Raw genomic sequence first — 25632 nt, 5'->3', positions numbered from 1 at the left:
CTAGGGAGCGCTCTGCTCCCCCGCGAGCCGGAACGAGCGTTGCGGTCGCCACACGCCGTCGTCGCCGTGCTCGTACTGCCACAGCCGATCGACCTCGAAGACGCCGTCGAAGTCCGCCATCTCGACGAAGGCGCGGTCCAGGTCGGCCTCGGAGACCTCGTGCGCCACGGTCACGTGCGGGTGGTAGTTGAACCGCAGGTCCTGGGCCAGCACGCCGGAGCGGGCGGCGGTCTCGAGCTGCTCGCACTCCGCGATGCCCTCGGCGAGGGACACGAACACCACCGGCGAGATCGGGCGGAACGTGCCGGCCCCGCGCAGGTGCACCCGGAACGGCGCGGTCTCGGAGGCGACCTTCTCGAGGTGCTCGACCACCGCGTCCAGCACGGACTCGTCGACGACCGTGGGGCCGATCACCGTGATGTGCGGCGGGATGGCGTGGGCCAGCGGGTCGCCCAGCGCGGCACGGGCCTCCTGAAGCTGCGAGCCGAACGGCTCGGGCACCGCGATGGCGACGCCGATCCGCACCTGGGCCGGGCCACGGTCGGGGAGGTTCACCGTGCGCCTCGGGGCAGCAGGCCGAACCGGTCGTAGACGCGGTCGAGCACGGGTCGCGCGATGTCCCGCGCGCGCTCGGCGCCGTCGGCGAGCACCTTGTCGAGCTGGGCCGGGTCCGAGAGGTAGGTCTGCGCCCGCGACTGGAACGGCTCGAGGAAGGCGACGACGGCGTCGGCCAGGTCCACCTTGAGGTAGCCGTAGCCGCGGCCGTCGTACTCGGCGGCGATCTCGTCGACGCCCCGGCCGGTGACGGCCGAGAAGATCGTCAGGAGGTTGGAGATGCCCGGCTTGGCGGCGGGGTCGTAGCGCACCCCGTACGTCTCGTCGGCGTCGGTCACCGCCGACTTGATCGCCTTGACCGCCTTCTTGGGGTCCTCGAGCAGCCAGACGACGCCCTTGCCGCCGGCGTTGGACTTGCTCATCTTCGCCGTCGGCTCCTGGAGGTCCTGGATCTTCGCCACGGCCTTGACGATGTGCGCCTCGGGGACGACGGCCGTGCCCTCGCCGAAGCGGGCGTTCAGCCGCTCCGCGAGGTCGCGCGTCAGCTCGAGGTGCTGACGCTGGTCCTCGCCGACCGGGACGAGCGCCGTGTCGTAGAGCAGGATGTCCGCGGCCATGAGCACGGGGTAGGTGAACAGGCCGACGGTGGTGCCCTCGGAGCCCTGCTTGGCGGACTTGTCCTTGAACTGCGTCATGCGGCCGGCCTCGCCGAAGCCGGTCTGGCAGCTGAGCAGCCACGCCAGCTCGGCGTGCTCCGCCACGTGCGACTGGACGAAGAGGATGGAGCGCTCCGGGTCGATGCCGCCGGCCAGGTACTGGGCGGCGGTGCGGCGGGTGCGCTCGCGCAGCGCCGCCGGGTCCGGGTTCACCGTCAGGGCGTGGAGGTCGACGACGCAGTACAGCGCCTCGTGGCCGTCCTGGAGCGCCACCCACTGGGCCAGCGCGCCCAGGTAGTTCCCGAGGTGCAGCGACCCGTCGGTCGGCTGCATGCCGGAGAAGATGCGGGGCAGTCCCGGCGCGGACGCTCCGCGCTGGAGGGACGGTGAGGTGGCGACGTCGGGCATGGCGTCCATTGTGGCAGGTCGACGGGACCGCTCGGAAACCCGTCCGCCCCGGCCCCACGGGCTGGCGCGAGGGCTCCCGGACGGGCCTAGGTGGCCTCGTCGTCGAACGGGGCGGGCACCGCGGCGCGGCGCTCGTCGGAAGCGCTGGTGGCGGCAGCCGTCGCGGTGCCGCCCGCCGCGGCGGCGGCGCGGGGCGCGGGGGCCGGACCGTCGTCGTCGTCCATCAGCGCGTCGCGCACGATGCGGCGCGGGTCGTACTGGCGCGGGTCGAGCTTGGACCAGTCGACGTCCTTGAACTCCGGCCCCAGCTCGGTGTCCACGCGCGCCTTGGTGTCCTGCAGCAGGCGCTTGCCGCGCTTCACGAGCGAGGCCAGCTGGGCGGCATACCCGGGAAGGCGCTCGGGCCCGATGAGCAGGACGGCGAGCACCACGATGATGAGGAGCTCACCGCCGTTGATGTCGAACACGCGGACAGCCTATTCGCTCTCGCGCCCCTGGAGCACCACCCGCACGTCCCGCTCCTCGCCGTCGGTCCGCACGCGGAGCGTCACCGCGTCCCCGGGCTGGCGGGCGCGGATCGCCACGATGAGGGCGTCGCTCACGGTCACGGGGCGGCCGTCGATCTCCAGGATGACGTCGCCGGGGCGGATGCCGGCCCGGTCCGCCGGGCCGTCGGGGGTGACCGCCGGCTGGCCCTGCTGGGGCGCGGCGGAGACCTGGACCCCCTCGCCCGTGTAGGTCGTGTCGAGCAGCGCCCCGATCACGGGGTAGGTCGCGTGCCCCGACTCGATGAGCTGCTCGGCGGTGTGGCGCGCCTGCGACGCGGGGATCGCGAAGCCCAGGCCGATGCTGCCGGTGGCGGAGATCGCGCCCGGCGGCTGCGCGATGGCCGAGTTGATCCCGACCACCTCGCCGTCGGCATCGATCAGCGGGCCGCCGGAGTTCCCCGGGTTGATCGCGGCGTCGGTCTGGATCGCGTCGATGAACGCCGTCGCGGCGCCTCCCCCGGTCTCGTCCCCCGCCTGCACCGGCCGGTGCAGGGCGCTGACTATGCCGGTCGTCACCGTGGAGTCCAGGCCGAGCGGGGCCCCGACGGCGAGCACCGGGTCACCGACCACCACGGCGTCGGAGTCTCCGAGGACCAACGGCTCCAGGCCGTCGGCGTCAACCTTCACCACGGCCAGGTCGTAGTCCGCGGTACGGCCCACCACCTCGGCGTCGCGCTTGCGGCCGTCGGCGAAGACCACGACCGCCGAGCCACCCGACGCTGCCGCGGGGGCGACCACGTGGTTGTTCGTGAGGATGTAGCCGTCCTCACGCAACACGAAGCCCGAGCCGCTGGACGCACCGTTCGCGCCCTGCACCTGGATCGAGACCACGCTCGGCAGCACGTCCGCGGCGAGCGCCGCGACCGAGCCGTCCGGACGTTCCGCCCCGGCGGACGCCCCGGCGGCCGTGCCCCGGTCGGCGTCCTGCCCGCCCGACGTCGGCAGCGCCGCGTCCGCGGGCCTCCCGCCGTCCACGGCGTCCGACACGCGGTCCCCGGCGAAGCCGCCGACGACGCCCGCGACGAGGGCCAGCGCCACGACCGACGCCGCCCCCGGACGGCGTCGGCGCGCCGGGTTCGTCGTGCGGGGTGTCGCGGTGGGCGGCGCCGCGGTGGGCGGTGCCGCGGTGAGCGGTGCCGTGGTCGGCGGAGTCGTGCCCCCGTCGGCCGGCGCGTCCGCGGGCGCCCCCGGTGCCGCCCGGTGCTCCGGTGGCGCGGACACCGTGGCGGGGAACAGCGCGGCTGCCGGCGGCGGCAGGTACGGGTCGGGCTCCGCCGCCCGCGCCGGCGGCTCGGGCGGCGCGAACAGGTCGTCGGCAGGGCGTGACGGTTCGGTCATCGGCGCCAGAGGGCTCCTGTCATCGCTCCGGTCATCACGTCGGACATCGCTCCGGTCATCGCACCGGTCATGACGGTCCAGCCGCGGGAGATCTCGCGCAGCACGCCCGCGTCGTCGCCCTCGGAGGAGCCGGGGAACGCCGCCACCAGCTCGGCGAGCGCCTCCGCGTCGACGTCGGTCGCCACGTCGACGACGGTGTCCCCCGACTGCCAGGCCACGTGCCACGGGTCGGCGGAGAGCACCCGCACGTCGTGGCCGCGGACGGCGAGCCCGCCCGCGGAGCCGTCGACGGACCCGGCGACGGCCGTGCCCAGGTCCGCGAGCCGGCCCTGTCGCAGGCAGGCGACCGCGGTCCCGTCCGGCCCGGACAGGTCCAGCTCGACGGCCGCGCCCGTGCCGCCGGTGCCGCCGGTGCCGCCCGTGCCGGCGCAGCCGTCCGTGCGCACCGCGGTCACGGCGTACCCGTCGGGCAGCGCGGCGGGCGCGGACCAGCCGTGGTCGGACAGCCAGGCGAGGGCGTCGGCGGTGGCCGCGCGGCCGGCGGCGGCGTCGTGCCCGCCCGGCTCGGCGTCCGCCAGCAGCGTGAGCGCCGCCACCCGCGACGGGTCCGGGCTCACCACGGGCGCCTGCCCCAGCACGAACAGCGCGACGCCGAGCACACCGACGCCACCCGCCCCCGCGGCGACCAGCCGCCGGTTCCGGGTCCGCCGGCGGGAGCCCAGGTCGCCCGACAGGGACGGCTCCCACGCCCGGGGCCGCTCCCAGTCCGCGGACCGGCCGCGGTCGCGCAGCGGGTCGCCGCTCGTCGACGGGATGGAGGCCGACAGCGCGAGCAGGCGGTTCGTGAGCTCCGGGTCGGGCGCGACGTCGCAGGCCGCCGCGAGCGCGCGGTGCGCGGCCCGCGCCGCGTCGAGCTCGGTGGCGCACCGAGGGCAGCCCGCCACGTGCGCGAGCGCCCGCTCCGTCGCCGCGGCGTCGAGCTGGCCGTCGGCCAGGTCGCTCACCCAGGCCCCGAGGTGCCCGGACCCGGCGTACCCCGTCACGACGCCGCCCCGCCGCTCGCGTCCCGCGCGGTCACCTCCGCGCGCCGGTGCTCCAGCGCGTCCCGGAGCTGCGCACGGGCACGGTGGATGCGGGAGCGGACCGTGCCGAGCTTGATGCCCAGCGTGACGGCGATCTCCTCGTAGCTGAGCCCCTCGATGTCGCACAGGACGACCGCCGCGCGGTACTCGGGGCGCAGCGCGTCGAGCGCGGCCTGCACGTCGTGGTCCAGGTTGGCGTGCTCGAAGCCGCGCTCGGGGCGCCCGTGGTCCTCGGGCGCCGCCACGCGGGCGGCGTCGTCGCCCATCGCCTCCATGCGGATGCGCTTCTTGCGCCGCACCTGGTCGAGGAACAGGTTGGTCGTGATGCGGTGCAGCCACCCCTCGAACGTGCCCGGGGTGTAGCTGGAGAGCGACCGGAACACCCGCAGGAACGTCTCCTGGGTGAGGTCCTCGGCGTCCTGCCGGTTGCCGCTGAGCCGGTAGGCGAGCCGGTACACGCGCGCCGAGTGCTCGCGCACGATCTCGTCCCACGTCGGGGGCGTCCATGCCGTCTCGGGCGCGGCATCCTCGGGCGCGCGGAAGGCCGCCTCGGCGGGGGCCTCGGGCACGTCCTGCACGGGAGCGGGGTCGGTCGTCATCATCACCATCGTCCCACGGCAACGTCCGGGCACGCCGCGACGTTCCCGCGTACGATCACGGCAGCATCACCCGCGCCGGCCGCCCGCCGGCGACCCCGCCGTGGAGGACCGCCATCACCACCGACGTCGACGCCCGCAGCGGTCGCACCGCAGCCTGGGCCTACAGCGAGTCCTTCGTCCCCGAGGACGAGGTGCTGCTGCGCGCCCGCGAGCGCGCGGCGGAGCTCGGCTGCGGCGCCGTCTCCCCCGGCACGGGGGCGCTGCTGCAGGTCGTGGCCGCGGCGCTCGGCGCGCGCGCCGCCGTCGAGATCGGGACGGGCACCGGGGTGGCCGCCCTCTGGCTCCTGCGCGGCATGCCCGCCGACGGCGTGCTCACGACCATCGACGCCGAGCTCGAGCACCAGCGGGCCGCGAAGCGGGCCTTCGCCGAGGCGGGGATCGCGCCGGCCCGCACCCGGACCATCCCCGGCCGGCCGGCCGACGTCCTGCCCCGGCTCACGGACGGCGCGTACGACCTCGTGCTCGTCGGGGCGGAGCCGCACTCCTACCCCGAGTACGTCGAGGCCGGCCTGCGGCTGCTGCGCCCCGGCGGGGTCCTCGCCGTCGACGGCGCCCTGCACGGCGGCCGCGTGCCCGACCCCGCGCGACGCGACGAGGTGACCACGGTGGTGCGCGACGTCGGGCGCACGCTGCGCTCCGACGACCGGGTGCTGTCCGCCCTGGCACCGTCCGGCGACGGCCTGCTCCTCGCGGTCCGGCGATGAGCCGGTCGTCCTGAGACGCGACGAGCGCGGGGCGTCCGCCCCGCGCTCGTCGCGTGTCCGTCGTCCTCCGCCGTCAGGCGACGACAGCCTGGAGTGCCTCACCCAGCTCGGTCGCCTCGGTGGCGTTCAGCTCCACGACCAGACGGCCGCCACCCTCGAGCGGGACCCGCATGACGATGCCGCGTCCTTCCTTGGTGACCTCCAGCGGCCCGTCGCCCGTCCGCGGCTTCATCGCAGCCATCTGTGGCTCTCCATTCCGTTGTCCGGTTCCTCGGCCTGCCCCCTGCCCGCGGCCCGCCGGTCGGCGGGGGCGAGACGAGGCGCGCCCCACCATTCTAGGTCAGAACCCACCCCTGACTTCCACACCCCGGACGTCAGAGGTCGACAGGCGAGACCCGGCGAGACCCGGCCAGGTCAGGGGGCGTCAGGCGAGGCCGCGCGCCGCCGCGTGCGGCGGGGCCTCGTCGCGGACGACCGCGACCAGGTCGAGCACCCGCCGGGTGGCGACGACGTCATGGGCACGGAAGACGGTCGCGCCCTGCCAGGCGGCGAGCGCGGTGGCGGCGAGGGTGCCCTCGAGCCGCTCGTCCGGGGCCAGCCCCAGCGTCTCCCCGACGAAGTCCTTGCGGCTCAGCGCCATGAGGAGCGGGTACCCGAGCCCCGCGAGCGCGGCGGTGCGGCGCAGGAGGTGCAGCGACTGCCAGGTGTTCTTGCCGAAGTCGTGCGTGGGGTCCACGAGCACCGACCGCGGCGGGACGCCGCAGGCGACGGCCCGCGCGGCGGCCGCGCGCAGCGTCGCGACGACGTCGTCCAGGACGCCGTCGCGCGGGTCCGCGCCCCGCCCGGCACCGGTGCCGGGCGGGTACTCGACCCGGTACGGGTCGGTGCGCGGCACCGCCCCGCCCGTGTGCGAGCACACGACCCCGACCCCCGCCTCGCCGGCCACCTCGACGAGCGCGGGGTCGTGACCCGCCCAGGTGTCGTTGACGAGGTCCGCCCCGGCCGCCACGACCTCGCGGGCGACGCCGGAGCGCCAGGTGTCGACCGACACGAGCAGGTCGGGCAGCTCCTCGCGCAGCCGCGCGACGAACGGCGCCACGCGGCCGATCTCCTCCGCCTCGTCGACCTCCGGCCCGACGCCGGCACGCACCCCGCCGACGTCGAGGATCTGCGCGCCGTCCGCCCACGCCTGGTGCGCCGCGTCGAGCGCGGCGCCGTCGTCGGGCCGGCGGGCCGGGGCGTAGAAGGAGTCCGTGGTGCGGTTGACGATCGCCATCACCACGGGCCGCAACACCCCGTCGCCGCCGCGGCCGACCTCGCGCCCCCGCAGCACCAGCGACGTCCCCGCCGCCGGTACGCCGGACGGGCACGGGCTGGCGGCCGTCACGAGGCGTCGGCCGCGTCGCCCGCCGCCTCCTGGTCCTCGACGAGGTCGTCCAGCGCCTCGCGCTCCGAGGCCGCCAGGGCACGCCCCCGCTCGATGACGTACTGCACCGCCTCGGACGGCGAGTCGGTGAGGTGCAGCAGGTCGAGGTCCGCGCGGCCGATCATGCCGCGGTCCGCGACGGCGGTGCGCAACCACTCCAGCAGCCCGCCCCAGTAGTCGGAGCCGACCAGGACGATCGGGAACTCGGTCACCTTGTGGGTCTGCACGAGGGTGAGGGCCTCGAACAGCTCGTCGAAGGTGCCGAAGCCGCCCGGCAGCACGATGAAGCCCTGGGCGTACTTGACGAACATCGTCTTGCGGGCGAAGAAGTAGCGGAAGTTCACGCCGAGGTTCACGTGCTCGTTCATGCCCTGCTCGAAGGGCAGCTCGATCCCGAGCCCGATGGACGTGCCGCCCGCGTGGTGCGCGCCCTCGTTGGCCGCCGCCATGATCCCCGGGCCGCCGCCGGTCATCACCGCGTAGCCGGCCTCGGCGAGCAGCCGCCCGACCTCGACGGCGAGGGCGTGGTCGGGGTGGTCGGGGGACGTCCGGGCGGACCCGAACACCGACACGGCGGGCCCCACCTCGGCGAGGGCGCCGAAGCCCTCGACGAACTCCGACTGGATCCGCATCACGCGCCAGGGGTCGGAGTGCACCCAGTCGGAGTCGCCGCCGCCGGAGAGGAGCCGCTGGTCGGTGGTCTGGGCCGGGATCTCCTTGCCCCGCAGGAGCACCGGCCCCTTGCGGTAGCCCCGGCCCTTCTCGGGCACCCCGTCGTCGCCGCGCTCGGGTCCGTGGCCGGTGGGGGAGGTCGTCGCTCGCGTCATGCCTCGAGACTATCCACGCCACCCGCGGGCGCGCCGAGCAGCCAGCCGCGCAGGGCGTCACGACCCACCGCGAGCCGGGCCACGGGAAGGCGCTCGTCGTCCTTGTGCGCCAGGACCGGGTCCCCCGGGCCGAAGTTCACGGCGGGGACGCCGAGCTCGGCGAACCGCGCGACGTCGGTCCAGCCGTACTTCGGCGTCGGCGCGGTGCCGGTCGCGGCCCGCACCGCCGCGGCGAAGTCCGCCACCAGCGGGTCGTCCAGGCCGGGGCGGGCTCCGGGCGCGGCGTCCGTGACGACCACCTCGAAGCCCTCGAAGAGCTCGCGCACGTGCGCCTCCGCCTCGGCCACGCCCTGCGACGGCGCGAAGCGGTAGTTCACCGTGACGGTGCAGGCGTCCGGCACCACGTTGCCCGCGATGCCGCCCCGGATGCCGACGGCGCCCAGGCTCTCGCGGTACACCAGGCCGTCCACCTCGACCTCGCGCGCCTCGTAGGCCGCCAGGCGGTCGAGCACCGGCGCCGCCGCGTGGATCGCGTTCACGCCCGCCCAGGCGCGCGCCGAGTGCGCGGCGACCCCGTGGGTGCGGACCTCGACGCGGAGCGTCCCGTTGCAGCCGCCCTCGATGCCGTTGTTGCTCGACTCGCCCAGGATCGCGACATCCCCCGCGAGCGCCTCCGGGTGGTGGCGCACCAGCCGGCCCAGCCCGCTGAGCGACGCCTCGACCTCCTCGTGGTCGTAGAAGACGTACGTGAGGTCGTGGGCGGGCTCGCGGCCCGGCCGACCCAGTTCGACGGCGAGCGCGAGCATGATCGCCACGCCGCCCTTCATGTCCACGGTGCCGCGGCCCCACAGCTCCACGGTGCCGTCCGCCGCCGTCTCGAGGCGCGTCGGGAGGTTCGGCGGGTCGGTCAGCGGCACCGTGTCCAGGTGTCCGGCGAGCACCACGCGCCGCGGACGGCCCAGGCGGGTCCGGGCGACCAGGGCGTCGCCGTCGCGCAGCACGTCGAGGTGCGGCTGGGCGCGCAGCACCCGCTCGACGGCGTCCGCGAGCGCTGCCTCGTCCCCCGATACCGACGGGACGTCGCAGATCGCGGCCAGCAGGTCCACGAGGTCCGACGAGGCCACCGTCGCCGGGTCCAGCAGGGTGTCCAGCAGCGCGTCGAGCCGGGAGGCGACGTGAAGGTCCAGGTGGGGGTCGGGAGAAGGGGCTGTGCGGTCCGTGGTCACGCGCACCATCGTGGCAGACACCCCGACTACGCTGGTCCGCATGACGACGCCTGCCACCTCCCGCCCCGCCTGGGGCCTCGGTCTCGCCACGGTCGCCGACGACGGCACGACCCTCGACGTCTGGTACCCCGCGCCCGTGCTGGGTGCGCCGCCGGAGACCGACGTCGACATCCCGGCCGAGCTCGACGCCCTCACCGAGCGGGACGACGCGCGGCGCGTGGACGTCGTCGTCGTGCGCACCGTGATCGACCTCGACGCCGCACCGCAGGACACCCGGGACGCGTACCTGCGCCTGCACCTGCTCTCCCACCGGCTGGTCCAGCCCCACGGCCTCAACCTGGACGGCCTCTTCGGCGTCCTGACCAACGTGGTGTGGACGTCGCACGGCCCGTGCGCCGTCGAGGGCTTCGAGGCCACCCGCCTGCGCCTGCGCGCCGACACCGGCCGCGCCGTCACGGTGTACGGGATCGACAAGTTCCCCCGCATGGTCGACTACGTCGTGCCCGCGGGCGTGCGGGTCGCCGACGCCGACCGCGTGCGCCTCGGCGCACACCTCGCGGCGGGCACCACGGTGATGCACGAGGGCTTCGTGAACTTCAACGCCGGCACGCTCGGCGCCTCCATGGTCGAGGGCCGCATCTCTGCCGGGGTCGTCGTGGGCGACGGGTCCGACGTCGGCGGCGGCGCGTCGATCATGGGCACCCTCTCCGGCGGCGGCAAGGAGGTCATCCGCGTGGGCGAGCGTTCGCTGCTCGGCGCGAACGCGGGCCTCGGCATCCCGCTCGGCGACGACTGCGTCGTCGAGGCCGGCCTCTACCTCACCGCGGGCACCAAGGTCACCGTGCTCGGCGAGATGGGCGCCGACGGCGACCCCCTGGTGGTCAAGGCCCGCGACCTCGCCGGCCGCGACAACCTCCTGTTCCGCCGCAACTCGCGCACCGGCGCGGTCGAGGTCCTGGAGCGGGGCGGCGTGGGCATCGAGCTCAACGCCGCGCTGCACGCCAACTGAGGTGTCCGGGAGGCCGGGCCGGCGGAGGGGCCGGCGACGGGCGACCGGGGCGGCCCTCGCCGCGGTCCTCGTCGTCGGCGCCGGCGCGACCGCCGGCGTCGTGTGGATCCTCAACCGGGTCGACGCGCCCTCGGTGCAGCGGTGCGCGGCCGAGCTGGACGGCACGTCGTGGTACCTCACGCCGGTCCAGGCCGACAACGCCGCCCTGATCGTGGGCACGTCCGTGCAGCGCGGGCTGCCCGGCCGGGCGGCCACGATCGGGCTCGCGACGGCGCTCCAGGAGTCCCGGCTGGTCAACATCGACTACGGCGACCGCGACTCGGTGGGCCTCTTCCAGCAGCGCCCCTCGCAGGGGTGGGGCACCGTCGACGAGATCATGGACCCGGTCTACTCGACGGGGAGGTTCTACGACGGCCTGGTCGAGGTCGACGGCTACGAGGACCTGGAGGTCACCGTCGCCGCCCAGGCGGTGCAGCGCTCCGCGTTCCCCGAGGCGTACGCGCAGCACGAGACCCGGTCACGGGCCTGGGCGTCCGCACTCACCGGCCACTCCCCCGGGGCGATCACGTGCGACCTGCCGCCCACCGAGGAGGACGACGCCCCGTCCGGCGCCGCCGCCAGGGAGGTGCTCGCCGAGCGGGCGGCGCGCGACCTCGGGCTGCCCGCCGACGCGCTGCGGGCCGACACGTCCGACGAAGACGTGAACGCCGTCGTCGTGGACGCCGCCGCCGTTCCGCTCGACGGCGAGCTCGCCACCTGGGCCGTCGCCCACTGGGCGGTCGCGACGGCCGCCGTCTCCGGGGCGCAGGAGGTGCGGGCCGGCGCACGGGCATGGGCCCGCGAGGACGGCGAGTGGTCCGTCGTGGACGACGACGCCGGCCGCCGGCCCGACGGCCAGGTGACGATCGTCCTGTCGTGATCGTCCTGGTCGCGGGCCGACGGCCGGCGGTGCGGTGCTGGGGCGCGGAGCCTCAGCGCTGCTCGAGCGGCACGTAGTCGCGCTCGGTGGGACCGGTGTAGACCTGCCGCGGACGGCCGATCTTGGTCTGCGGGTCGTTCATCATCTCGCGCCACTGGGCGATCCAGCCGGGCATGCGGCCCAGCGCGAACAGCGGCGTGAACATGGCCGGGGAGAAGCCCATGGCCTTGTAGATCAGCCCGGTGTAGAAGTCGACGTTCGGGTAGAGCTTGCGCTGGACGAAGTAGTCGTCGGACAGCGCGATCTCCTCGAGCCCCCGGGCGATGTCGAGGAGCTCGTCCTTGGCGCCGAGCTGGCCGAGCACGGCGTCCGCGTGCTTCTTCACGATCGCGGCGCGCGGGTCGTAGCTCTTGTAGACGCGGTGGCCGAAGCCCATGAGCCGGACGCCGGCCTCCTTGTTCTTGACCTTCTTCATAAAGGTCTCGACGGAGTCGTCGCCGCTGCGGATGCTCTCGAGCATCGTGAGGACGGCCTCGTTGGCGCCGCCGTGCGACGGGCCGGACAGCGCGTTGATCCCGGCGGCGACCGACGCGTACAGCGTCGCGTTCGACGAGCCGACGATGCGCACGGTGGACGTGGAGCAGTTCTGCTCGTGGTCCGCGTGCAGGATGAGGAGCTTGTCCATGGCGGACACGAGCACCGGGTCGGACTCCCACTGCTCGTAGGGGCGCGAGAACGTCATGCGCAGGAAGTCGTCGACGTAGCCGCGGGCGTAGTCCGGGTACATCAGCGGCTCGTCGCGCGTGGCGCGGTGCAGGTACGAGGTGATGGTGCGGATCTTGGCGAGGATCAGCACGGTGGCGAGCTCGACCGCCTCCGGGTCGTGCGGGTCCAGCGACTCGGGGTAGTACGTCGCGAGCGCGTTGACCGCCGACGCCAGGATCGACATCGGGTGGCCGCCGCGCGGGAACGACGACAGGAAGGCGCGGAAGCCCTCGGGCACCAGGGTGTGCCGGTTGACCCGCTCCTCGAACGCCGACAGCTCGGCCGGCGAGGGCAGCGCGCCGTGGATCAGCAGGTAGGCCACCTCGAGGAAGGTGGACGAGTCGGCGAGCTGCTCGATGGGGTACCCGCGGTAGCGCAGGATGCCCTGGTCGCCGTCGATGTACGTGATCTCCGACTGGCACGACGCGGTGTTCGTGAACCCGGGGTCGACCGTGACGAGCCCGGTGTCCTTCAGCAGGGACGACACGACGATGCCGTCGTTGCCCTCCGTGGCAGGGACGACGGGCAGCTGTCGAGCGGTACCGTCGACGACGAGCTCGACCGAGGCGGAGTCGCCCGTGGTGCCTGCGGCAGGCGTGGTGGACGTCATGTCTTCCTTCCGTGACGGGCCTGCCGACTCCCGACGACGGGACCGGTGGGCGCGTGACTCGTGACTCAGGGACGGGGGCGGCCCGGGGCACGCCGGCCGTGGCATCCTCCAGGGCTACCTCGGCCTGCGGTCGAACCTACCCCCCAACACCAAGGTGTTCCAATCCCTCACCCAGCCGCAGCCATCCACCGGGTCACAGATCTGTGATGCGCGCCACAGCCTCGGCCACGGAGCCGTCCGGCGCCGTGAGCGCGACGCGGACGTGCCGCCGCCCCGCGTCGCCGTAGAACTCCCCCGGCCCGACCAGGATGCCCCGGTCGGCGAACCACGCCGCGAGGTCGCGCGACGTGGCACCTGCGAGCGGCGTCCCCTCGGCCGGGCGGGCCCACAGGTAGAGACCCGCCTCCGAGCCGTCCACGACGAAGCCCGCCGCCCCGAGCGCGCCGAGCAGCACGTCGCGGCGTCGGCGGTAGACCTCGCGCTGGGCCGCGACGTGCGCGTCGTCGCCGAGCGCGGCGGTCATCGCCGCCTGGACCGGTGCGGGCACGATCATGCCGAGGTGCTTGCGGGTGGCCAGGAGGCCGGACACCAGGGCGGGGTCGCCGGCCACGAACGCGGCGCGGTACCCGGCCACGTTGGACTGCTTCGACAGCGAGTAGGCGACGAGCAGCCCCTCGGGGCTGCCCCCGGTCACGCGGGGGTCGAGCAGGCTCGGCACCCGCGAGACCCCGTCGTCGCCGACCCAGGCGTCGGCCCACGGCAGCTCGGCGTAGCACTCGTCGCCCACGACGACGGCGCCGATCTCCCGCGCCGCCTCGACGACGCGGCGCAGGTGCGCGACGTCGGCGACCTCGCCGGTCGGGTTGCCGGGCGAGTTCACCCACACCAGGCGCACGTCGCTGCGCCCCGCCCAGGCGTCGACGTCGTCCGTGGCCAGCGGCGTCGCTCCCGCCAGCCGCGCCCCGACGTCGTAGGTCGGGTACGCGACCGCCGGGTGCACGACGACGTCGCCCGGGCCCAGGTGCAGCAGCGAGGGCAGCAGGCCGACGAGCTCCTTGGAGCCGACCGTGGGCAGCACGGCCGCCGGATCGAGCCCCGGCACGCCGCGGCGGCGGGCGAACCAGCCCGTCACGGCCTCCCGGAGCGCGGGCGTGCCGTGCGTCAGCGGGTAGCCGTGGGCGTCCGACGCCGCGGCGAGCGCGTCACGGACGACCTGCGGCGTCGGGTCGACGGGCGTGCCGATCGACAGGTCCACGACGCCGCCGGGGTGGGCACGGGCGGTCGCCCGCACGTCGTCGAGCGTGTCCCAGGGGTAGGGCAGTCCGCCGAGGTCGGCGAACCCCATCAGGCCTGGGGCGGCAGGCCGGCGATCATGGGGTCGTCCTTCTCGATGAGCCCCATCTTCGCGGCGCCGCCCGGCGAGCCGAGGTCGTCGAAGAACTCGACGTTGGCCCGGTAGTAGTCCTTCCACTGCTCGGGGACGTCGTCCTCGTAGTAGATGGCCTCCACCGGGCACACCGGCTCGCAGGCGCCGCAGTCCACGCACTCGTCCGGGTGGATGTACAGGGAGCGCGAGCCCTCGTAGATGCAGTCCACGGGACACTCCTCGATGCACGCCTTGTCCTTGACGTCGACGCACGGCTGAGCGATCACGTAGGTCACTGCGGGCTACCTTCCAGGTGACGAGGGCGCGGTCCGGCGGGCGGGCTGCGGGTCTCGATGATTCGTCGTTGGTGCTTCTCCGGTGCTGACCGGGCGCGGGCGCAGCGCCCGCGCAGCCAACTCTAGTATCGCTGACGTGGTGCCTTCGCCGTCAGCCGTCCCACCTGCTGTCCCGTCCCCCGAGCCGCTGCCCGCGTGGCGCGAGCTGCCCGCGGGGACCCGCGTCGTCGTGCGGCGCCGGCTGACGCCCGCGGAGGCCGCCGAGAGCGGGGCCCGGTGGGCGGACGTCGTGGGGATTCTCACGGCGGCCGGGCCCGCCGGCCTGCGCGTGCGGCCCGACCGCTCCCCCGGCCTGCCGGAGGTCGCCGTCGCCGCCGCCGACGTCGAGGCCGTGAAGCCGGTCCCGCCGCGACGGCCGGGGCGCGGGCGGCCCGCCGAAGCCTGAGACCACGGCCCGGCGCCGCTCAGCGCGGCGCGCGCACCCGGACCGTGCCGTCGTCGACCCCCACGACGACGGCACCCGCCGTGCAGCGCGCCACCAGGGCGTCGACCACGCCGGCCGTCCACCCGTCGCCGACCGGCAGCCCCTCCTCCGGCCCGGCCGGGCGGGGACGGCCCCCCGCGCGGAGCTCACGGACGTCGTCGGCGGCGTGGAAGACCTCGTGCAGGGCGCCGTTGGTCTCCAGCGCGCCGATCACGACCTCGAGGTCGCGCACCACCTTGCGCAGCGCGGGCGCCACCCACGCGGCGTTCTCCGTGACCATCGCCTCCGTGCGGGTCGGGTCGGTGAGCGCCACCCGGGTGCCGTCGCGGAAGCTGCCGGCGGCGAGGCCCAGCGCGAGGTCGCGCACGGGCGCGCCCGCCACGGCGTTGAGGAGCTGGGTGGCCAGCACGTGCGGCACATGGCTCACCAGCGCGGCCGCCTCGTCGTGCCGGTCGTCGGTCACCACCGCGGCGGTGCCGGCCAGCGGGCCCGTCACCAGGCGCAGCACCTGCGCGAGGCGCCGGGGCTCGTCGGGCGCGGCGGCCCCCGGCTCGGCCACGGTCACGGCCCAGGGGGCCGCGTCGAGCAGGGCGGCGTCGGACGCGCCGAAGCCGCTGTGCTCGGTGCCGGCCATCGGGTGGGCCCCGACGTACCGGTCGCCCAGCCCCGCGGCCACGACCGCCGCACGCACCGGACCCTTGACCGAGCCGACGTCGGTCACCGTCGCGTCGCCGCCGGCGAGCAGCGGCGCGAGCTCCGCGGCCGTGGCGCGCACGGCCCGCAGCGGGACGGCGAGCACGACGACCTCCGGGTCCGCGGCGCACAGGCCCGCCAGGTCGTCGGCGACGCGCAGCCCGACGGCGCGCGCGTCGGCGCGCGTGCCGGCGTCGACGTCGGTCGCGACGACGTCCGCGCCGCGCGCGGCGAGCAGCCGCGCGAGCGACCCGCCGACCAGACCGAGGCCGACGACCCCGATCCGGCCGGCTCCCTCGCCGGTCACCACAGCAGGCCCCTCGCGACCGTGGCGTCGTCGTCCGCGCGCAGCACGCTGCCCGTCGGCACGTGGTCGGGCAGCACGCCGTCGAGCCCCGGTCCGCCGGGCGCCACGGGGAACGCGCCGAGCACCTTGAGCGAGTCGCCCGCGCCGAGCAGGGCGGCGAAGAGGTCGCGGACCTGCGGTTCCCAGGGGGCGCCGTCGAGCGTCACGACGAACACGTACTGGCGCTCGCGGACCTTCAGCGGCCGCTCCACCAGGCTCGACATGTTCACGCCGCGCTCCGCGAACTCCGCCGTGACGCGCGCCAGCACGCCCGGTCCGGTGACCACCGGGGTCACGGCGACCATGGTGCGCCAGGCCTCGGGGGCGGAGCCGTGCCCCGCCCCGCGGGCCGGCGCCCAGGCGGCCGTCGCGTCGTCCCGGCGGCACAGCACGACGAACCGCGTGCGCGCGCCGGCGAAGTCCTCCACCCCCGTCGCGAGGGTCTCCAGCCCGTAGAGCTCGCCGCACAGCCGGGGGCCGAACGCGACCTGGTGGTCGGCGAGGTCCCGGCACGCCGCCGCGTTCGACGACGCCGGCACGGGCAGCAGGCCCCGCTCCGCGACGAACCGCGTGCACTGCGCCAGGCCGTGCGGGTGCGCCGTCGCCTCGCGCAGGCCCGACGGGTCGGCATGCCCGGGTCGCACGAACGCGTCGAAGGAGACGTCCAGCACGACCTCGTCCACCGCGACCACGTCGGGGCTGCCCACCAGCGCGTCCAGGGACGGCACGACGTACCCCTCGACGGAGCTCTCGATCGCCACCACCCCCCGGTCCGCGGCGCCCGACGCGACGGCGTCGTGCACCTCCCGGACGGTGGCCAGCGGCTGCTGCGCGGCGTCGCCGCCACCCGCCCGTGCACCGACCCAGCGCCGGACCGCCTCGTGGGTGAACGTGCCCTCCGGCCCGAGGTACGCGATCATCGTCCGCCGCTCCTCACTCCGCGGCCCGGGCGCCCGCGGCCCACCGCGGCGCCAGCGGCACGGGGCCGGGCACGAAGCCCTCGCCCGGCAGCACGGCCAGCGTGCGGTGGGCGACGCCACGAGCGTCGAGCTCGGCGACGAGCCCGTCGAGCACGTCGACGCTCGCGCAGCGGAACGACGTGAAGAAGACGTGCGGCCCGTGGGCCGACGGGTGGCTGCGCAGGTGCTGGAGGTCGACGCCCGCCGCCGACAGGACGGCCAGCGTGTCCTGCAGGGACCCCCGGTGGTCGTCCGACGGCCCGACGGCGAGCCACACCTGGGCGGGGACGTCGAACCGCGGCCACTGCGCCCGCGCCTCCAGGAGCCCGTACCAGACCGGCATCCGGCCGGCGAGCCGCTCGCTGCCGGGCACCTCGACCCAGCCCGCGGGCACCCGGGGCCGCTCCACGACGAGCGACCCGGCGGGCCCCGCCAGCGCGACCCGCTCGTCCACCGACGTGCGGGTCGGCACCAGCCGCGGGCTCACGCCCATGCCGCGCAGCAGGTCCTGGCAGTCGCGCATCCCCGCCTCGTCGATGACCACCTGGCCTCCCGTCGCGCCTGCCGGGGCCACCCACACCCACTGCGGCGCCACGGCGACGGCCGCCGTGACGATGAGCGACGGCTCACCGGCGAGCAGCGCCTCCTCCAGCCCCGGCGACGGTTGCTCCGGGTGCCCCAGGTGCACGACCGCCGCCAGGTCGTCGATCGTGGCCACCGTGGCCAGCGTGTCCGACGTCGTGCCGAGGTCCAGCAGCTCGATCGACTCGTCCGGCACGGCCGTGGCCACCGCCGACCCGGGGGCGACCCCCGACCAGCCCGCGTCGTGCGCCGCCTGTGCGGCGTGCGCCGGGGACTCGCGTTCCGAGCGTCCGAGCATCAGTCCTCCTTGGCCTTCCCGTCGTCGCCGGCGTCGTCCTTGCCGTCGTGCTTGGGCTGGCGGTCGTCGTCGCGGTCGGCCTTCGGCTGGTCGCACACGACGGGGTTGTCCGGCTTGTAGGTCCAGGTCTTCGACTCGTCCTTGACCTGCTTGCCGTCGTGGAACACCTGCCGGTAGTTCGTGATCGTGAACCCGTCGTTGCCGCCCGGGTAGGGCTCGCAGCCCGCGCCCGACTTGTGCACCGCGGTGGCCGGGACCACGTTGCGCTTGTCGCCCGCCTGCTTCTTCACCTCGTAGTACTTGGTCGACCAGATCTGCACGTGCAGCTCGCCGCCCGAGACCCACGACTGCATGACGGCGCCGTACGGGGTGTCGTTGGTGAACTTCATGTCGATGGCGCCCACGTAGATGGTCGCCTCGCGCCCGGCCGGGTACCGGCTGAACCAGTAGCTGTGCGGCTGGTGGCCCGCGTCGTCGTAGCCGGCGAGGAACCCGGCGTTGTACGTGGTCGTGGCCATCTGGGACAGCCCACCGCCCACGGCGTCGGTGTGCACGCCGTTGCTCACGACGCCCGCCGCGACGAAGCCGTTCGACTCGTCGATGGGCGACAGGGTGTCGAGCAGCGAGAACGTCTCGCCCGGCGCCACGAGGGTGCCGGTGATGATCTGGGCACCACGCTCGAGGTTGCGCGTGCGGATCGGCTCGCTCGTCAGCGGGGTCGAGAACGACGAGACGACCTCCTCGACCCCCATGTCCTCGAGGGCCTCCTTGGTGCGCTCCGGCTCCCGCTCGACCAGCTTCAGCTGGGTCTTCCGGTCGTCCGAGAGGGCGGCCTTGCCGACCGCGGACGCGGTGTCGTCCGGGTCGAGCGTCGTGCCCTGCTCCCCGCCCTCGACGACCGGCTTGCCGCCGGAGAACACGAAGTGCGCGTCGTCCGGCTCGGTGAGCAGGTCGTCCGTGTCGTCCACGACGTCGGAGACCAGCTTCTTGCCGTCGAACCGGGCCTTCAGCTCGCCGTCGGTGTTCTTGAACGACGTCGCGCCGGCGAGCGCCTTCGGCGCCAGCTCCGCGGACTGCTCCCCGACGTCGACCGTGACGGGGCCGCTCACCACCTGCTGCGCCTGCTCCAGGGCGGCGTCCGTCTCCGCCTGCGTCACCGCGGGCTCGACGACCTCGGTCGGGAGGTCGACCGGGCCCGACGTGACGAGCCAGGCGTCCGCGACGGCGTCCACGGCGTCGTCGACCAGCACGCTCGACCCCTCGACCGCGTCCGTGGCGGTGGCCTTGGCGCCCTTGAAGCCGACCGTGCCGTCCACGGGCTCGACCTTCAGGGACTCCTCCAGGCCGGAGACCGCCTCGGTGAGGGTGGGTCGGGAGACGTCGACGACGGGCGGTACGGCGTCGCCGCCGACGAGGTGCTCCCACAGGTGCGCGGGGCTGAGGGAGAAGCCCGTGAGACCGTCGACGGTCGCCTGCGCGTCGAACGCCAGGCCGGCGGCGGCCGGGTCGATCGTGCTCGACGCCTCGCCCGCCCGGACGTCGATCGGCTCCTCGGCACGCTCGCCGAGGCCGTCGTCGAGCGCGGCGACCGCGGGCCCGGCGTCCATCCCGCCGATCTCGACCCCGGCCACGCTGGTGCCCTTCGGCACCGTCCCCGCGACGGCCCACTGCGCGCCCGCGTAGAGGCCCGCGAGGACCACGAGCCCGACGCCGGCCCACAGCGCGACCTTCGGCGCGCGGCTCGGCGCGCCGTCTCCGGCCAGGCCGTCGAGCGGTGAGCCGGGGTCCGCCGGCGGCGGCGTCGCCGGCCCGGCGGGGACACCGCCGAGGGCCGCGGCAGCCGGATCACCGGACGGCGCTCCCTGGGGGGCGGGCGGGGCGGACGCCGCCACCGCCGGCAGCGCCTGGGTGGGCGGTCCCGACGACGGCGCGGGCACCGTGGCGATGACCCGCTGCTCGTACAGCCGCACCCGCGGCTGGTACGGGGTGTCCGGCTCGTCCGCGTCCGGCGGCTCGGGAGCAGGCGCCTCGGCGGTCGGCCCGGCAGCCGGCGCGGCGACGGGCTGCCCCGGGGCCTGCGGCGGCTCGGACCCGCCCGGCGCCGTGGGCGCACCAGCCCCGGGCTCGACCTGAGGCTCGACCTGAGGCTCGGACTCGGGGCGCGCAGGCTCGGCGGGTGCGGACCCGGCGGGGTCCGGCTCGCGCTCGGTCGGGTGACCCATGCATGCTCCGTCAGGGTGGGGTGCGGGGCGACGCCCCGGGGGGACAGGTGACGCGGGGCGGACCCGCCTGGGGGATCCTACTCGGGCGCCGCAGCCCGGCCCGGTGCAAGTCCGGGTGAAAGTGCCAAATCGGACGCCGGTTCGCACAGGTTCGTCACGCCCGGCCGGGCGGCGCGCACCGGACGCTCACAGACGGTCACGGGGACCGTGCGTCAGCCTCGCCGGTCGGAGAACCACGACCCGGGCAGGAAGGCCGCCACGAGGAACATCGCGAGGCCTCCGTAGGTCCACACCAGACCGACGGGCTGCGCCGGCACCAGCACGTCCCCACCCGGGCCCGCGACGGCGAGCACCTGCACCGCGACGACCCAGCCCGCGCCGGCCGCGAGCAGCGGTCCCCACCCGGCCCACGCGCGGCACAGGACCGCCGTGGACAGCGTGATCGCGAGGGCCAGCACGATGCCGACGGGCAGGTCGTGCCACTGGGTGCGATGCGCGACCGTGCCGAGCACCCCGACGGCGGCGCCCAGCACGAGGGCGAGGACCGCGCGCGCGGCGGACCGCCACCACCGGCCGGCGCCCGCCGGGGCGGGGGGCGAGGTGGGCGTCGCGTGCTCGGGGGTGGTCATCGGCGCGAGCCTACCGGCGACCGGCGCGCCGCGACGTCCGACCGGGAGCACGGGGCGCCTCGCGCGACGCCTCTGGAGACAGATGCGGAGACAGATGCGGAGACACGAGGTAGAGCTCGTGCGCCAGCACCGGGGCGAGGACGTCGTTGCTCAGGGCGTACCAGCCGAGCAGGCCGGCGCCGGGGTCCTCCGCCGCCGGTGCCGGGGTGACGTGCTGCACCTGGGTGGCGTGGGCGCGCATCGCGGCGAGCACACGGTCGAGCACCGCGGCGACGTCGACCTGTGCGACGTCGTGCGGCCCGGCGTCGCGCAGCTCCGCGTCGTGGCGCGCGAGCGGGGGCAGGGGCTCGTCGGGGTCCGGGAAGGTCAGCCCGGTGCGGGCGGCGAGGTCCCGCGCCGCGGGGGCGGCGGCCAGCGCCCGGCGGCCCGCCCGCAGCGCGGCGGACGGCGTCACCGCGCGCCACAGCTCGGCGGCCCACGGCTCGCCGGGCACGGGGGCGCCCGGGTCGGCCGCGAGCGCGAGCGCCCGCACCGCGACGTGGTGCGTGCGCACGTGGTCCGGGTGCCCGTAGCCGCCCTGCTCCTCGTACGTCGCGACGACGACGGGGCGGCGGGCGCGCACGACCGCCGCCAGCCGCGCGGCGGCGTCGTCGAGCGGCACGCGCGCGAACGCCGTCGCGGGCGCGTCGTCCGCCGGCCCGGCCACGCCCGGCGCGACCCAGGCCATGCCGGAGTCCTCGAACCGGTCGGTGGACGCCCGACGCACCCCGGTGGGCCGGGCGTCGGACAGGTCGACGGCGTCGAGGAACGTGTGCCCGACGACGCCCGACGCGCCGCCGAGCGCGGCCAGGGCCGCGGCCAGCTCCGTCTCCCGGTGCGCGGCGAGGGCGGGGCCGTCACCCTCGAGGCGCGCCAGCCCCGTGCGGTGCGCCGGCGTGTCGATGACCTCGCCGCGCTCGCCGCGCGTGCAGGTGACCACGGCGACCGGCCGGCCCGCGGCGGCCCACGACGCGAGGAGCGCGCCGGTCGCGAGCGTCTCGTCGTCGGGGTGCGCGTGGACCGCGAGCAGCCCGCCGTCCCGCACGGGTACGGCGGGGGCGGGCTGCGCGGCGGACACGGCGGGACCGGTCACCCGGAGGAGGGTCAGGCGCGCTTGGCCCGCGCCGTCGCCCGGGCGCGCGCCGTCGCGTCGAGCTCGACCTTGCGGATCCGCACGACCTCCGGCGTCACCTCGACGCACTCGTCCTCGCGCGCGAACTCGAGGGACTCCTCGAGCGTGAGGTGGCGCGGCGGGATGAGGTTCTCGAAGTTGTCGGCGGTCGAGGACCGCATGTTCGTCAGCTTCTTCTCCTTGGTGATGTTGACGTCCATGTCCTCGTTGCGGGAGTTCTCGCCGACGATCATGCCCTCGTAGACCTCCTGCGTGGGGTCGACGAAGAACGAGCCGCGCTCCTGCAGGTTGATCATGGCGAACGGCGTCACCTTGCCGGCCCGGTCGGCCACGAGCGAGCCGGTGTTGCGCGACTCGATCGGGCCGTGCCACGGCTCGAAGCCCTCGGAGATCGACGCGGCGATGCCGGTGCCGCGCGTCTCCGTGAGGAACTGCGTGCGGAAGCCGATGAGGCCGCGCGCCGGGACCATGAACTCCATGCGCACCCAGCCGGTGCCGTGGTTGCTCATCGTCTCCATGCGGCCCTTGCGCTGCGCGAGGAGCTGGGTGACGGCGCCGAGGTACTCCTCCGGCACGTCGATGGTCATGCGCTCCATCGGCTCGTGGCGCTTGCCGTCGATCTGCTTCGTGACGACCTGCGGCTTGCCGACCGTGAGCTCGAAGCCCTCGCGCCGCATCTGCTCGACGAGGATCGCCAGGGCGAGCTCGCCGCGGCCCTGCACCTCCCACGCGTCCGGGCGCTCGGTGGGGAGCACCTTGAGCGACACGTTGCCGATGAGCTCGGAGTCGAGGCGGTCCTTGACCTGGCGCGCGGTGACCTTGTGGCCCTTGCCGCCCTTGCCGGCCAGCGGCGAGGTGTTGATGCCGACGGTCATCGAGATCGCCGGGTCGTCCACCGTGATGAGCGGCAGCGGGCGCGGGTCGTCGACGTCCGTGAGGGTCTCGCCGATCATGATGTCGGCGATACCCGCCACGGCCACGATCTCGCCGGGGCCGGCGGACTCGGTGGGCACGCGGTCGAGCGCCTTCGTCTCGAGCAGCTCGGTGATCCGCACGCTCGACAGGGTGCCGTCGTGGCGGGCCCACGCGACCGTCTGGCCCTTGCGCAGGGTGCCGTTGAAGATGCGCAGCAGCGCGAGGCGGCCGAGGAACGGCGACGCGTCGAGGTTGGTGACGTGCGCCTGGAGCGGCATGTCCGCCTCGAAGGTCGGCGCCGGGATCTTCTCGAGGATCGTGCCGAACAGCGGCTCGAGGTCCTCGTTCGCCGGCAGCGCGCCGTCGGCGGGCTGGTCGATCGACGCGCGGCCGGCCTTGGCCGACGCGTACACGACGGGCACGTCGAGGATGGCGTCCAGGTCGAGGTCGGGGACCTCGTCGGACAGGTCGCTCGCGAGGCCGAGCAGCAGGTCCGTGGTCTCCCCCACGACCTCGGTGATGCGCGCGTCGGGACGGTCGACCTTGTTCACGACGACGATCACGGGCAGCTTCGCGGCGAGCGCCTTGCGCAGCACGAAACGGGTCTGGGGCAGCGGGCCCTCGGACGCGTCGACCAGCAGCACGACGCCGTCCACCATCGACAGGCCGCGCTCGACCTCGCCGCCGAAGTCGGCGTGCCCCGGGGTGTCGATCACGTTGATCGTGATGCCACCGGGCTCGCCCGCCTCGGCCGCCGACGGACCGGCGTACCGGACCGCGGTGTTCTTCGCGAGGATGGTGATGCCCTTCTCGCGCTCCAGGTCACCGGAGTCCATGACGCGGTCGTCCACGTGCTGGTGGGCGGAGAAGGCGCCTGCCTGGCGCAGCATGGCGTCCACGAGGGTCGTCTTGCCGTGGTCGACGTGGGCGACGATCGCCACGTTGCGCAGGTCGGAGCGCACAGACATCTACGGGTCTCATTTCCTGGGGTGGGGAGGCGACCCGTCAATCGGGCCGCCGCTATCTTACCCGCCCGGTCCAGGCTGCTCGTCCCCGCCCGTCTCCGGCGGCTTCTCGGGCGCGGCGCCGGGCGGGCCCTTGACGTCCCGACGGCGCGGCGCACGCAGCCGCAGCGCGCCGGGCGCGGAGGGCAGCACGTTCTCCCACCGTCCCGCGAGCGTGGTGGCGACCCGTTCCGTGACGTGCTCGGTCAGGGCCGCACGGGCGGCGCGCCGCTCGGCACGCACGATCTCCCGGTGCTCCGCGCTGAGCTCCTTGACGATCGACACCGCCATGCCGATGAGCACCAGCGAGAACGGCAGGGCGATGAGGATGGACGCCGTCTGCAGCGCCTTAAGCCCGCCCGCGAGCAGGAGGGCGATCGCGACGAGCCCCTGCAGCCCCGCCCAGAACAGGCGGCTCCACAGCGGGGGGTTGGGGTTGCCGCCATGGGCGAGCATGTCGACGACGAACGACCCGGAGTCGGACGACGTGACGAAGAAGATCACCACCAGCACGATGCCCGCGACGGCGAGCCACGTCCCGGCCCCGGGCAGGGTGTCGAAGAGCTGGAACATCGCGGTGTCGGTGTTCACCCCGCCGGTCGCGGGGTCCAGCATGCTGCCGGGCTCCGTCATCTCCTGGTGGAGCCCCGCTCCCCCGAAGACGCTGAACCAGATCGTCGCGACGGCCATCGGGACGGCGAGCGTGCCGAGGACGAACTCGCGCACGGTGCGTCCGCGCGAGATGCGTGCGATGAAGACACCCACGAAGGGCGCCCAGGAGATCCACCAGCCCCAGTAGAAGATCGTCCAGCTCGACTCCCAGGCCAGCCCCTCGTCCCCCCGGAACGCCAGCGTGTCGAAGGTCATCTGGATGACGTTCGCGAAGTAGTACCCGAACGACTGCACCCAGCTGCGCAGGATGAACAGCGTGGGGCCCAGCACCAGCACGACGGCCAGCACGATGCCCGCGAGGACCATGTTCCCGTTCGACAGCCACTTGATGCCCTTGGACAGCCCCGACGCGACCGACATCGCCGCGATCGCCGTGATCACCGCGATCAGGCCGATCTCGAGGGCGGTGCTCGGCTCCACCACGTCGAGGTACCCCAGCCCGTGGGCCACCTGCAGCACGCCCAGGCCCAGGGACGTGGCGACCCCGAACACCGTGCCGATGATCGCCACGACGTCGATGACGTTGCCCGCCCAGCCCTTCACGCGGTCGCCCAGGAGGGGCTCGAGCGCCCAGCGGATGGACACCGGCCGACCCTTGCGGTGGATCGCGTACGCCAGCGCGAGCCCGGCCACCACGTAGATCGCCCACGCGTGGAAGCCCCAGTGCACGTAGGTCTGGGAGATCGCCGCCTGCGCGAGCGTGGCGTCGTCGCCGGTGACGCCCGGCTTGGGGCTGACGAAGTGGGACAGCGGCTCGGACACCCCGTAGTAGACGAGCCCGATCCCCATCCCCGTGGCGAACAGCATGGAGAACCACACGGGAAGCTTGAAGTCCGGCGACTCGTCGTCCGGGCCCAGCACGATGTCCCCGAAGCGGCTGAGGCCCATCCAGATCGCGAAGATGACGAACGCGGCCACCAGGAGCACGTAGTACCAGCCGAACGCGCCGATCACCTCGCCCTGCAGGGTGCTCAGCACGGCGTCCGTGGCGTCGGTGAAGAGCACCGCGACCAGCACGAACACCAAGATGATGCCTGCTGCCGGATAGAAGACCCCGCGGGCCAACGTCGGTGCCCCTGCCATGCCCTTCACCCTGACGCCGTGCCTGACCATCGGCAAACGGAGACAGGACGGGGGGGGGGGGCCCCCCCCGGGCGGGGGGGGGGCCCCCCGGGGCCCCCGGGGGGGGGGCGCCCCCCCCCCCCCCCCCCCCCCCTTTGGGCTTTCCAACTCACCTTTTTTTGGGTTCCGGGGGGGGGCCCC

The 25632-nt window shown here is 75.0% G+C and carries 25 protein-coding genes; 4 read left to right on the top strand and 21 right to left on the bottom strand.

All coding sequences use genetic code 11. The annotated features are described in order from the left end of the window. From ACFQ8E_RS06025 to sigE, 6 genes are all read right to left on the bottom strand, one after another. Positions 1-555 (bottom strand): 2'-5' RNA ligase family protein, encoded by a 555-nt coding sequence (locus tag ACFQ8E_RS06025; RefSeq protein WP_430549676.1) that lies wholly within the window; start codon positions 553-555, stop codon positions 1-3. Next, positions 552-1619 carry a tryptophan--tRNA ligase gene (gene trpS / locus ACFQ8E_RS06020; RefSeq protein ID WP_430549675.1) on the bottom strand — a complete coding sequence of 356 codons (1068 nt, stop codon included), beginning with the start codon at positions 1617-1619 and terminating at the stop codon, positions 552-554. Before trpS ends, ACFQ8E_RS06025 begins: the two co-directional genes overlap by 4 nt. A gap of 86 nt (positions 1620-1705) precedes the next feature. After that, positions 1706-2086, bottom strand: a complete 381-nt coding sequence (locus ACFQ8E_RS06015) for a Sec-independent protein translocase TatB (RefSeq protein WP_430549674.1) — start codon at positions 2084-2086, stop codon at positions 1706-1708. 9 nt (positions 2087-2095) lie between these two features. Further along, entirely contained in the window at positions 2096-3505 is a 1410-nt protein-coding gene (locus ACFQ8E_RS06010) for a S1C family serine protease (protein WP_430549673.1), read from the bottom strand. After that, on the bottom strand, positions 3502-4548 hold the full coding sequence (locus ACFQ8E_RS06005; protein WP_430549672.1) for a zf-HC2 domain-containing protein: 1047 nt from the start codon (positions 4546-4548) through the stop codon (positions 3502-3504). The genes ACFQ8E_RS06010 and ACFQ8E_RS06005 overlap by 4 nt, the downstream gene beginning before the upstream one ends. Next, positions 4545-5186 (bottom strand): RNA polymerase sigma factor SigE, encoded by a 642-nt coding sequence (sigE, locus tag ACFQ8E_RS06000; protein WP_430549671.1) that lies wholly within the window; start codon positions 5184-5186, stop codon positions 4545-4547. The genes ACFQ8E_RS06005 and sigE overlap by 4 nt, the downstream gene beginning before the upstream one ends. Before the next feature lie 191 nt (positions 5187-5377). On the opposite strand from sigE, the gene ACFQ8E_RS05995 reads away from it, so the two are divergent. After that, positions 5378-5950: an O-methyltransferase gene (locus ACFQ8E_RS05995; RefSeq protein ID WP_430549670.1), complete on the top strand. Its 573-nt coding sequence runs from the start codon at positions 5378-5380 to the stop codon at positions 5948-5950. Positions 5951-6023: 73 nt separating this feature from the next. Here the strand turns inward: ACFQ8E_RS05995 and ACFQ8E_RS05990 are convergent, their stop codons facing one another. The 4 genes from ACFQ8E_RS05990 to dapE all read right to left on the bottom strand — a co-directional run bounded on the left by ACFQ8E_RS05990 (position 6024) and on the right by dapE (position 9438). Further along, positions 6024-6191, bottom strand: coding sequence for a DUF3117 domain-containing protein (locus ACFQ8E_RS05990; protein WP_111249454.1), 168 nt, complete (start codon positions 6189-6191; stop codon positions 6024-6026). Between the two features lie 183 nt (positions 6192-6374). Further along, positions 6375-7337, bottom strand: a complete 963-nt coding sequence (folP, locus tag ACFQ8E_RS05985) for a dihydropteroate synthase (RefSeq protein WP_430549669.1) — start codon at positions 7335-7337, stop codon at positions 6375-6377. After that, positions 7334-8203 carry a TIGR00730 family Rossman fold protein gene (locus ACFQ8E_RS05980; RefSeq protein ID WP_430549668.1) on the bottom strand — a complete coding sequence of 290 codons (870 nt, stop codon included), beginning with the start codon at positions 8201-8203 and terminating at the stop codon, positions 7334-7336. The genes folP and ACFQ8E_RS05980 overlap by 4 nt, the downstream gene beginning before the upstream one ends. Continuing rightward, complete coding sequence (dapE, locus tag ACFQ8E_RS05975) at positions 8200-9438, bottom strand: succinyl-diaminopimelate desuccinylase (RefSeq protein WP_430549938.1); 1239 nt, start codon at positions 9436-9438, stop codon at positions 8200-8202. Before dapE ends, ACFQ8E_RS05980 begins: the two co-directional genes overlap by 4 nt. A 31-nt stretch (positions 9439-9469) precedes the next feature. Here dapE and dapD point away from each other — a divergent pair, with 31 nt between their 5' ends. Together dapD and ACFQ8E_RS05965 are read left to right on the top strand one after the other, a co-directional pair. Continuing rightward, positions 9470-10438: a 2,3,4,5-tetrahydropyridine-2,6-dicarboxylate N-succinyltransferase gene (gene dapD / locus ACFQ8E_RS05970; protein WP_430549667.1), complete on the top strand. Its 969-nt coding sequence runs from the start codon at positions 9470-9472 to the stop codon at positions 10436-10438. Position 10439: 1 nt separating this feature from the next. Then, the gene (locus ACFQ8E_RS05965; protein ID WP_430549666.1) at positions 10440-11357 is read left to right on the top strand and encodes a hypothetical protein; all 918 of its coding nucleotides are present in this window, start codon (positions 10440-10442) and stop codon (positions 11355-11357) included. Between the two features lie 52 nt (positions 11358-11409). On the opposite strand, the gene ACFQ8E_RS05960 is transcribed toward ACFQ8E_RS05965, so the two are convergent. The 3 genes from ACFQ8E_RS05960 to fdxA all read right to left on the bottom strand — a co-directional run bounded on the left by ACFQ8E_RS05960 (position 11410) and on the right by fdxA (position 14394). Next, positions 11410-12732 (bottom strand): citrate synthase, encoded by a 1323-nt coding sequence (locus tag ACFQ8E_RS05960; protein ID WP_430549665.1) that lies wholly within the window; start codon positions 12730-12732, stop codon positions 11410-11412. Between the two features lie 193 nt (positions 12733-12925). Further along, a complete protein-coding gene (dapC, locus tag ACFQ8E_RS05955) occupies positions 12926-14077 on the bottom strand; it encodes a succinyldiaminopimelate transaminase (protein WP_430549664.1) in 1152 nt (383 codons plus the stop codon). Beyond that, positions 14077-14394, bottom strand: coding sequence for a ferredoxin (gene fdxA / locus ACFQ8E_RS05950; RefSeq protein WP_429762524.1), 318 nt, complete (start codon positions 14392-14394; stop codon positions 14077-14079). Before fdxA ends, dapC begins: the two co-directional genes overlap by 1 nt. Positions 14395-14533: 139 nt before the next feature. On the opposite strand from fdxA, the gene ACFQ8E_RS05945 reads away from it, so the two are divergent. Continuing rightward, on the top strand, positions 14534-14839 hold the full coding sequence (locus ACFQ8E_RS05945) for a hypothetical protein (RefSeq protein WP_430549663.1): 306 nt from the start codon (positions 14534-14536) through the stop codon (positions 14837-14839). Positions 14840-14858: 19 nt separating this feature from the next. On the opposite strand, the gene ACFQ8E_RS05940 is transcribed toward ACFQ8E_RS05945, so the two are convergent. From ACFQ8E_RS05940 to ACFQ8E_RS05905, 8 genes are all read right to left on the bottom strand, one after another. Beyond that, positions 14859-15878: a prephenate dehydrogenase gene (locus tag ACFQ8E_RS05940; protein ID WP_430549662.1), complete on the bottom strand. Its 1020-nt coding sequence runs from the start codon at positions 15876-15878 to the stop codon at positions 14859-14861. Continuing rightward, positions 15875-16837: a prephenate dehydratase gene (locus tag ACFQ8E_RS05935; RefSeq protein WP_430549661.1), complete on the bottom strand. Its 963-nt coding sequence runs from the start codon at positions 16835-16837 to the stop codon at positions 15875-15877. Before ACFQ8E_RS05935 ends, ACFQ8E_RS05940 begins: the two co-directional genes overlap by 4 nt. Before the next feature lie 13 nt (positions 16838-16850). Beyond that, complete coding sequence (locus ACFQ8E_RS05930) at positions 16851-17756, bottom strand: hypothetical protein (RefSeq protein ID WP_430549660.1); 906 nt, start codon at positions 17754-17756, stop codon at positions 16851-16853. Beyond that, positions 17756-19978 carry a VanW family protein gene (locus ACFQ8E_RS05925; RefSeq protein WP_430549659.1) on the bottom strand — a complete coding sequence of 741 codons (2223 nt, stop codon included), beginning with the start codon at positions 19976-19978 and terminating at the stop codon, positions 17756-17758. Before ACFQ8E_RS05925 ends, ACFQ8E_RS05930 begins: the two co-directional genes overlap by 1 nt. A 212-nt stretch (positions 19979-20190) precedes the next feature. Beyond that, positions 20191-20607, bottom strand: a complete 417-nt coding sequence (locus tag ACFQ8E_RS05920) for a DUF6113 family protein (protein WP_430549658.1) — start codon at positions 20605-20607, stop codon at positions 20191-20193. Between the two features lie 10 nt (positions 20608-20617). Next, complete coding sequence (locus ACFQ8E_RS05915; protein ID WP_430549657.1) at positions 20618-21739, bottom strand: PIG-L family deacetylase; 1122 nt, start codon at positions 21737-21739, stop codon at positions 20618-20620. 11 nt (positions 21740-21750) lie between these two features. After that, on the bottom strand, positions 21751-23661 hold the full coding sequence (gene typA / locus ACFQ8E_RS05910) for a translational GTPase TypA (RefSeq protein ID WP_430549656.1): 1911 nt from the start codon (positions 23659-23661) through the stop codon (positions 21751-21753). A 57-nt stretch (positions 23662-23718) separates the two neighbouring features. Then, a complete protein-coding gene (locus ACFQ8E_RS05905; RefSeq protein ID WP_430549655.1) occupies positions 23719-25452 on the bottom strand; it encodes a BCCT family transporter in 1734 nt (577 codons plus the stop codon). Between the last annotated feature and the right edge of the window lie 180 nt (positions 25453-25632).

Source organism: Isoptericola sp. NPDC056573 (assembly GCF_042793335.1).
In the GTDB taxonomy this organism is placed as follows: domain Bacteria; phylum Actinomycetota; class Actinomycetes; order Actinomycetales; family Cellulomonadaceae; genus Isoptericola.
Note: the sequence above shows the minus strand (reverse complement) of the source record. Positions and strands in the feature narration are given on the sequence as shown.

Excerpts from the sequence above, each read along its gene's own strand:
- trpS (WP_430549675.1), bottom strand. The coding sequence starts at position 1,619 with ATGCCCGACGTCGCCACCTCACCGTCCCTCCAGCGCGGAGCGTCCGCG.
- ACFQ8E_RS06010 (WP_430549673.1), bottom strand. The coding sequence starts at position 3,505 with ATGACCGAACCGTCACGCCCTGCCGACGACCTGTTCGCGCCGCCCGAG.
- sigE (WP_430549671.1), bottom strand. The coding sequence starts at position 5,186 with ATGACGACCGACCCCGCTCCCGTGCAGGACGTGCCCGAGGCCCCCGCC.
- ACFQ8E_RS05990 (WP_111249454.1), bottom strand. The coding sequence starts at position 6,191 with ATGGCTGCGATGAAGCCGCGGACGGGCGACGGGCCGCTGGAGGTCACC.
- ACFQ8E_RS05980 (WP_430549668.1), bottom strand. The coding sequence starts at position 8,203 with ATGACGCGAGCGACGACCTCCCCCACCGGCCACGGACCCGAGCGCGGC.
- dapE (WP_430549938.1), bottom strand. The coding sequence starts at position 9,438 with ATGGTGCGCGTGACCACGGACCGCACAGCCCCTTCTCCCGACCCCCAC.
- dapD (WP_430549667.1), top strand. The coding sequence starts at position 9,470 with ATGACGACGCCTGCCACCTCCCGCCCCGCCTGGGGCCTCGGTCTCGCC.
- ACFQ8E_RS05960 (WP_430549665.1), bottom strand. The coding sequence starts at position 12,732 with ATGACGTCCACCACGCCTGCCGCAGGCACCACGGGCGACTCCGCCTCG.
- dapC (WP_430549664.1), bottom strand. The coding sequence starts at position 14,077 with ATGGGGTTCGCCGACCTCGGCGGACTGCCCTACCCCTGGGACACGCTC.
- ACFQ8E_RS05935 (WP_430549661.1), bottom strand. The coding sequence starts at position 16,837 with ATGATCGCGTACCTCGGGCCGGAGGGCACGTTCACCCACGAGGCGGTC.
- ACFQ8E_RS05930 (WP_430549660.1), bottom strand. The coding sequence starts at position 17,756 with ATGCTCGGACGCTCGGAACGCGAGTCCCCGGCGCACGCCGCACAGGCG.
- ACFQ8E_RS05925 (WP_430549659.1), bottom strand. The coding sequence starts at position 19,978 with ATGGGTCACCCGACCGAGCGCGAGCCGGACCCCGCCGGGTCCGCACCC.
- ACFQ8E_RS05920 (WP_430549658.1), bottom strand. The coding sequence starts at position 20,607 with ATGACCACCCCCGAGCACGCGACGCCCACCTCGCCCCCCGCCCCGGCG.
- typA (WP_430549656.1), bottom strand. The coding sequence starts at position 23,661 with ATGTCTGTGCGCTCCGACCTGCGCAACGTGGCGATCGTCGCCCACGTC.
- ACFQ8E_RS05905 (WP_430549655.1), bottom strand. The coding sequence starts at position 25,452 with ATGGCAGGGGCACCGACGTTGGCCCGCGGGGTCTTCTATCCGGCAGCA.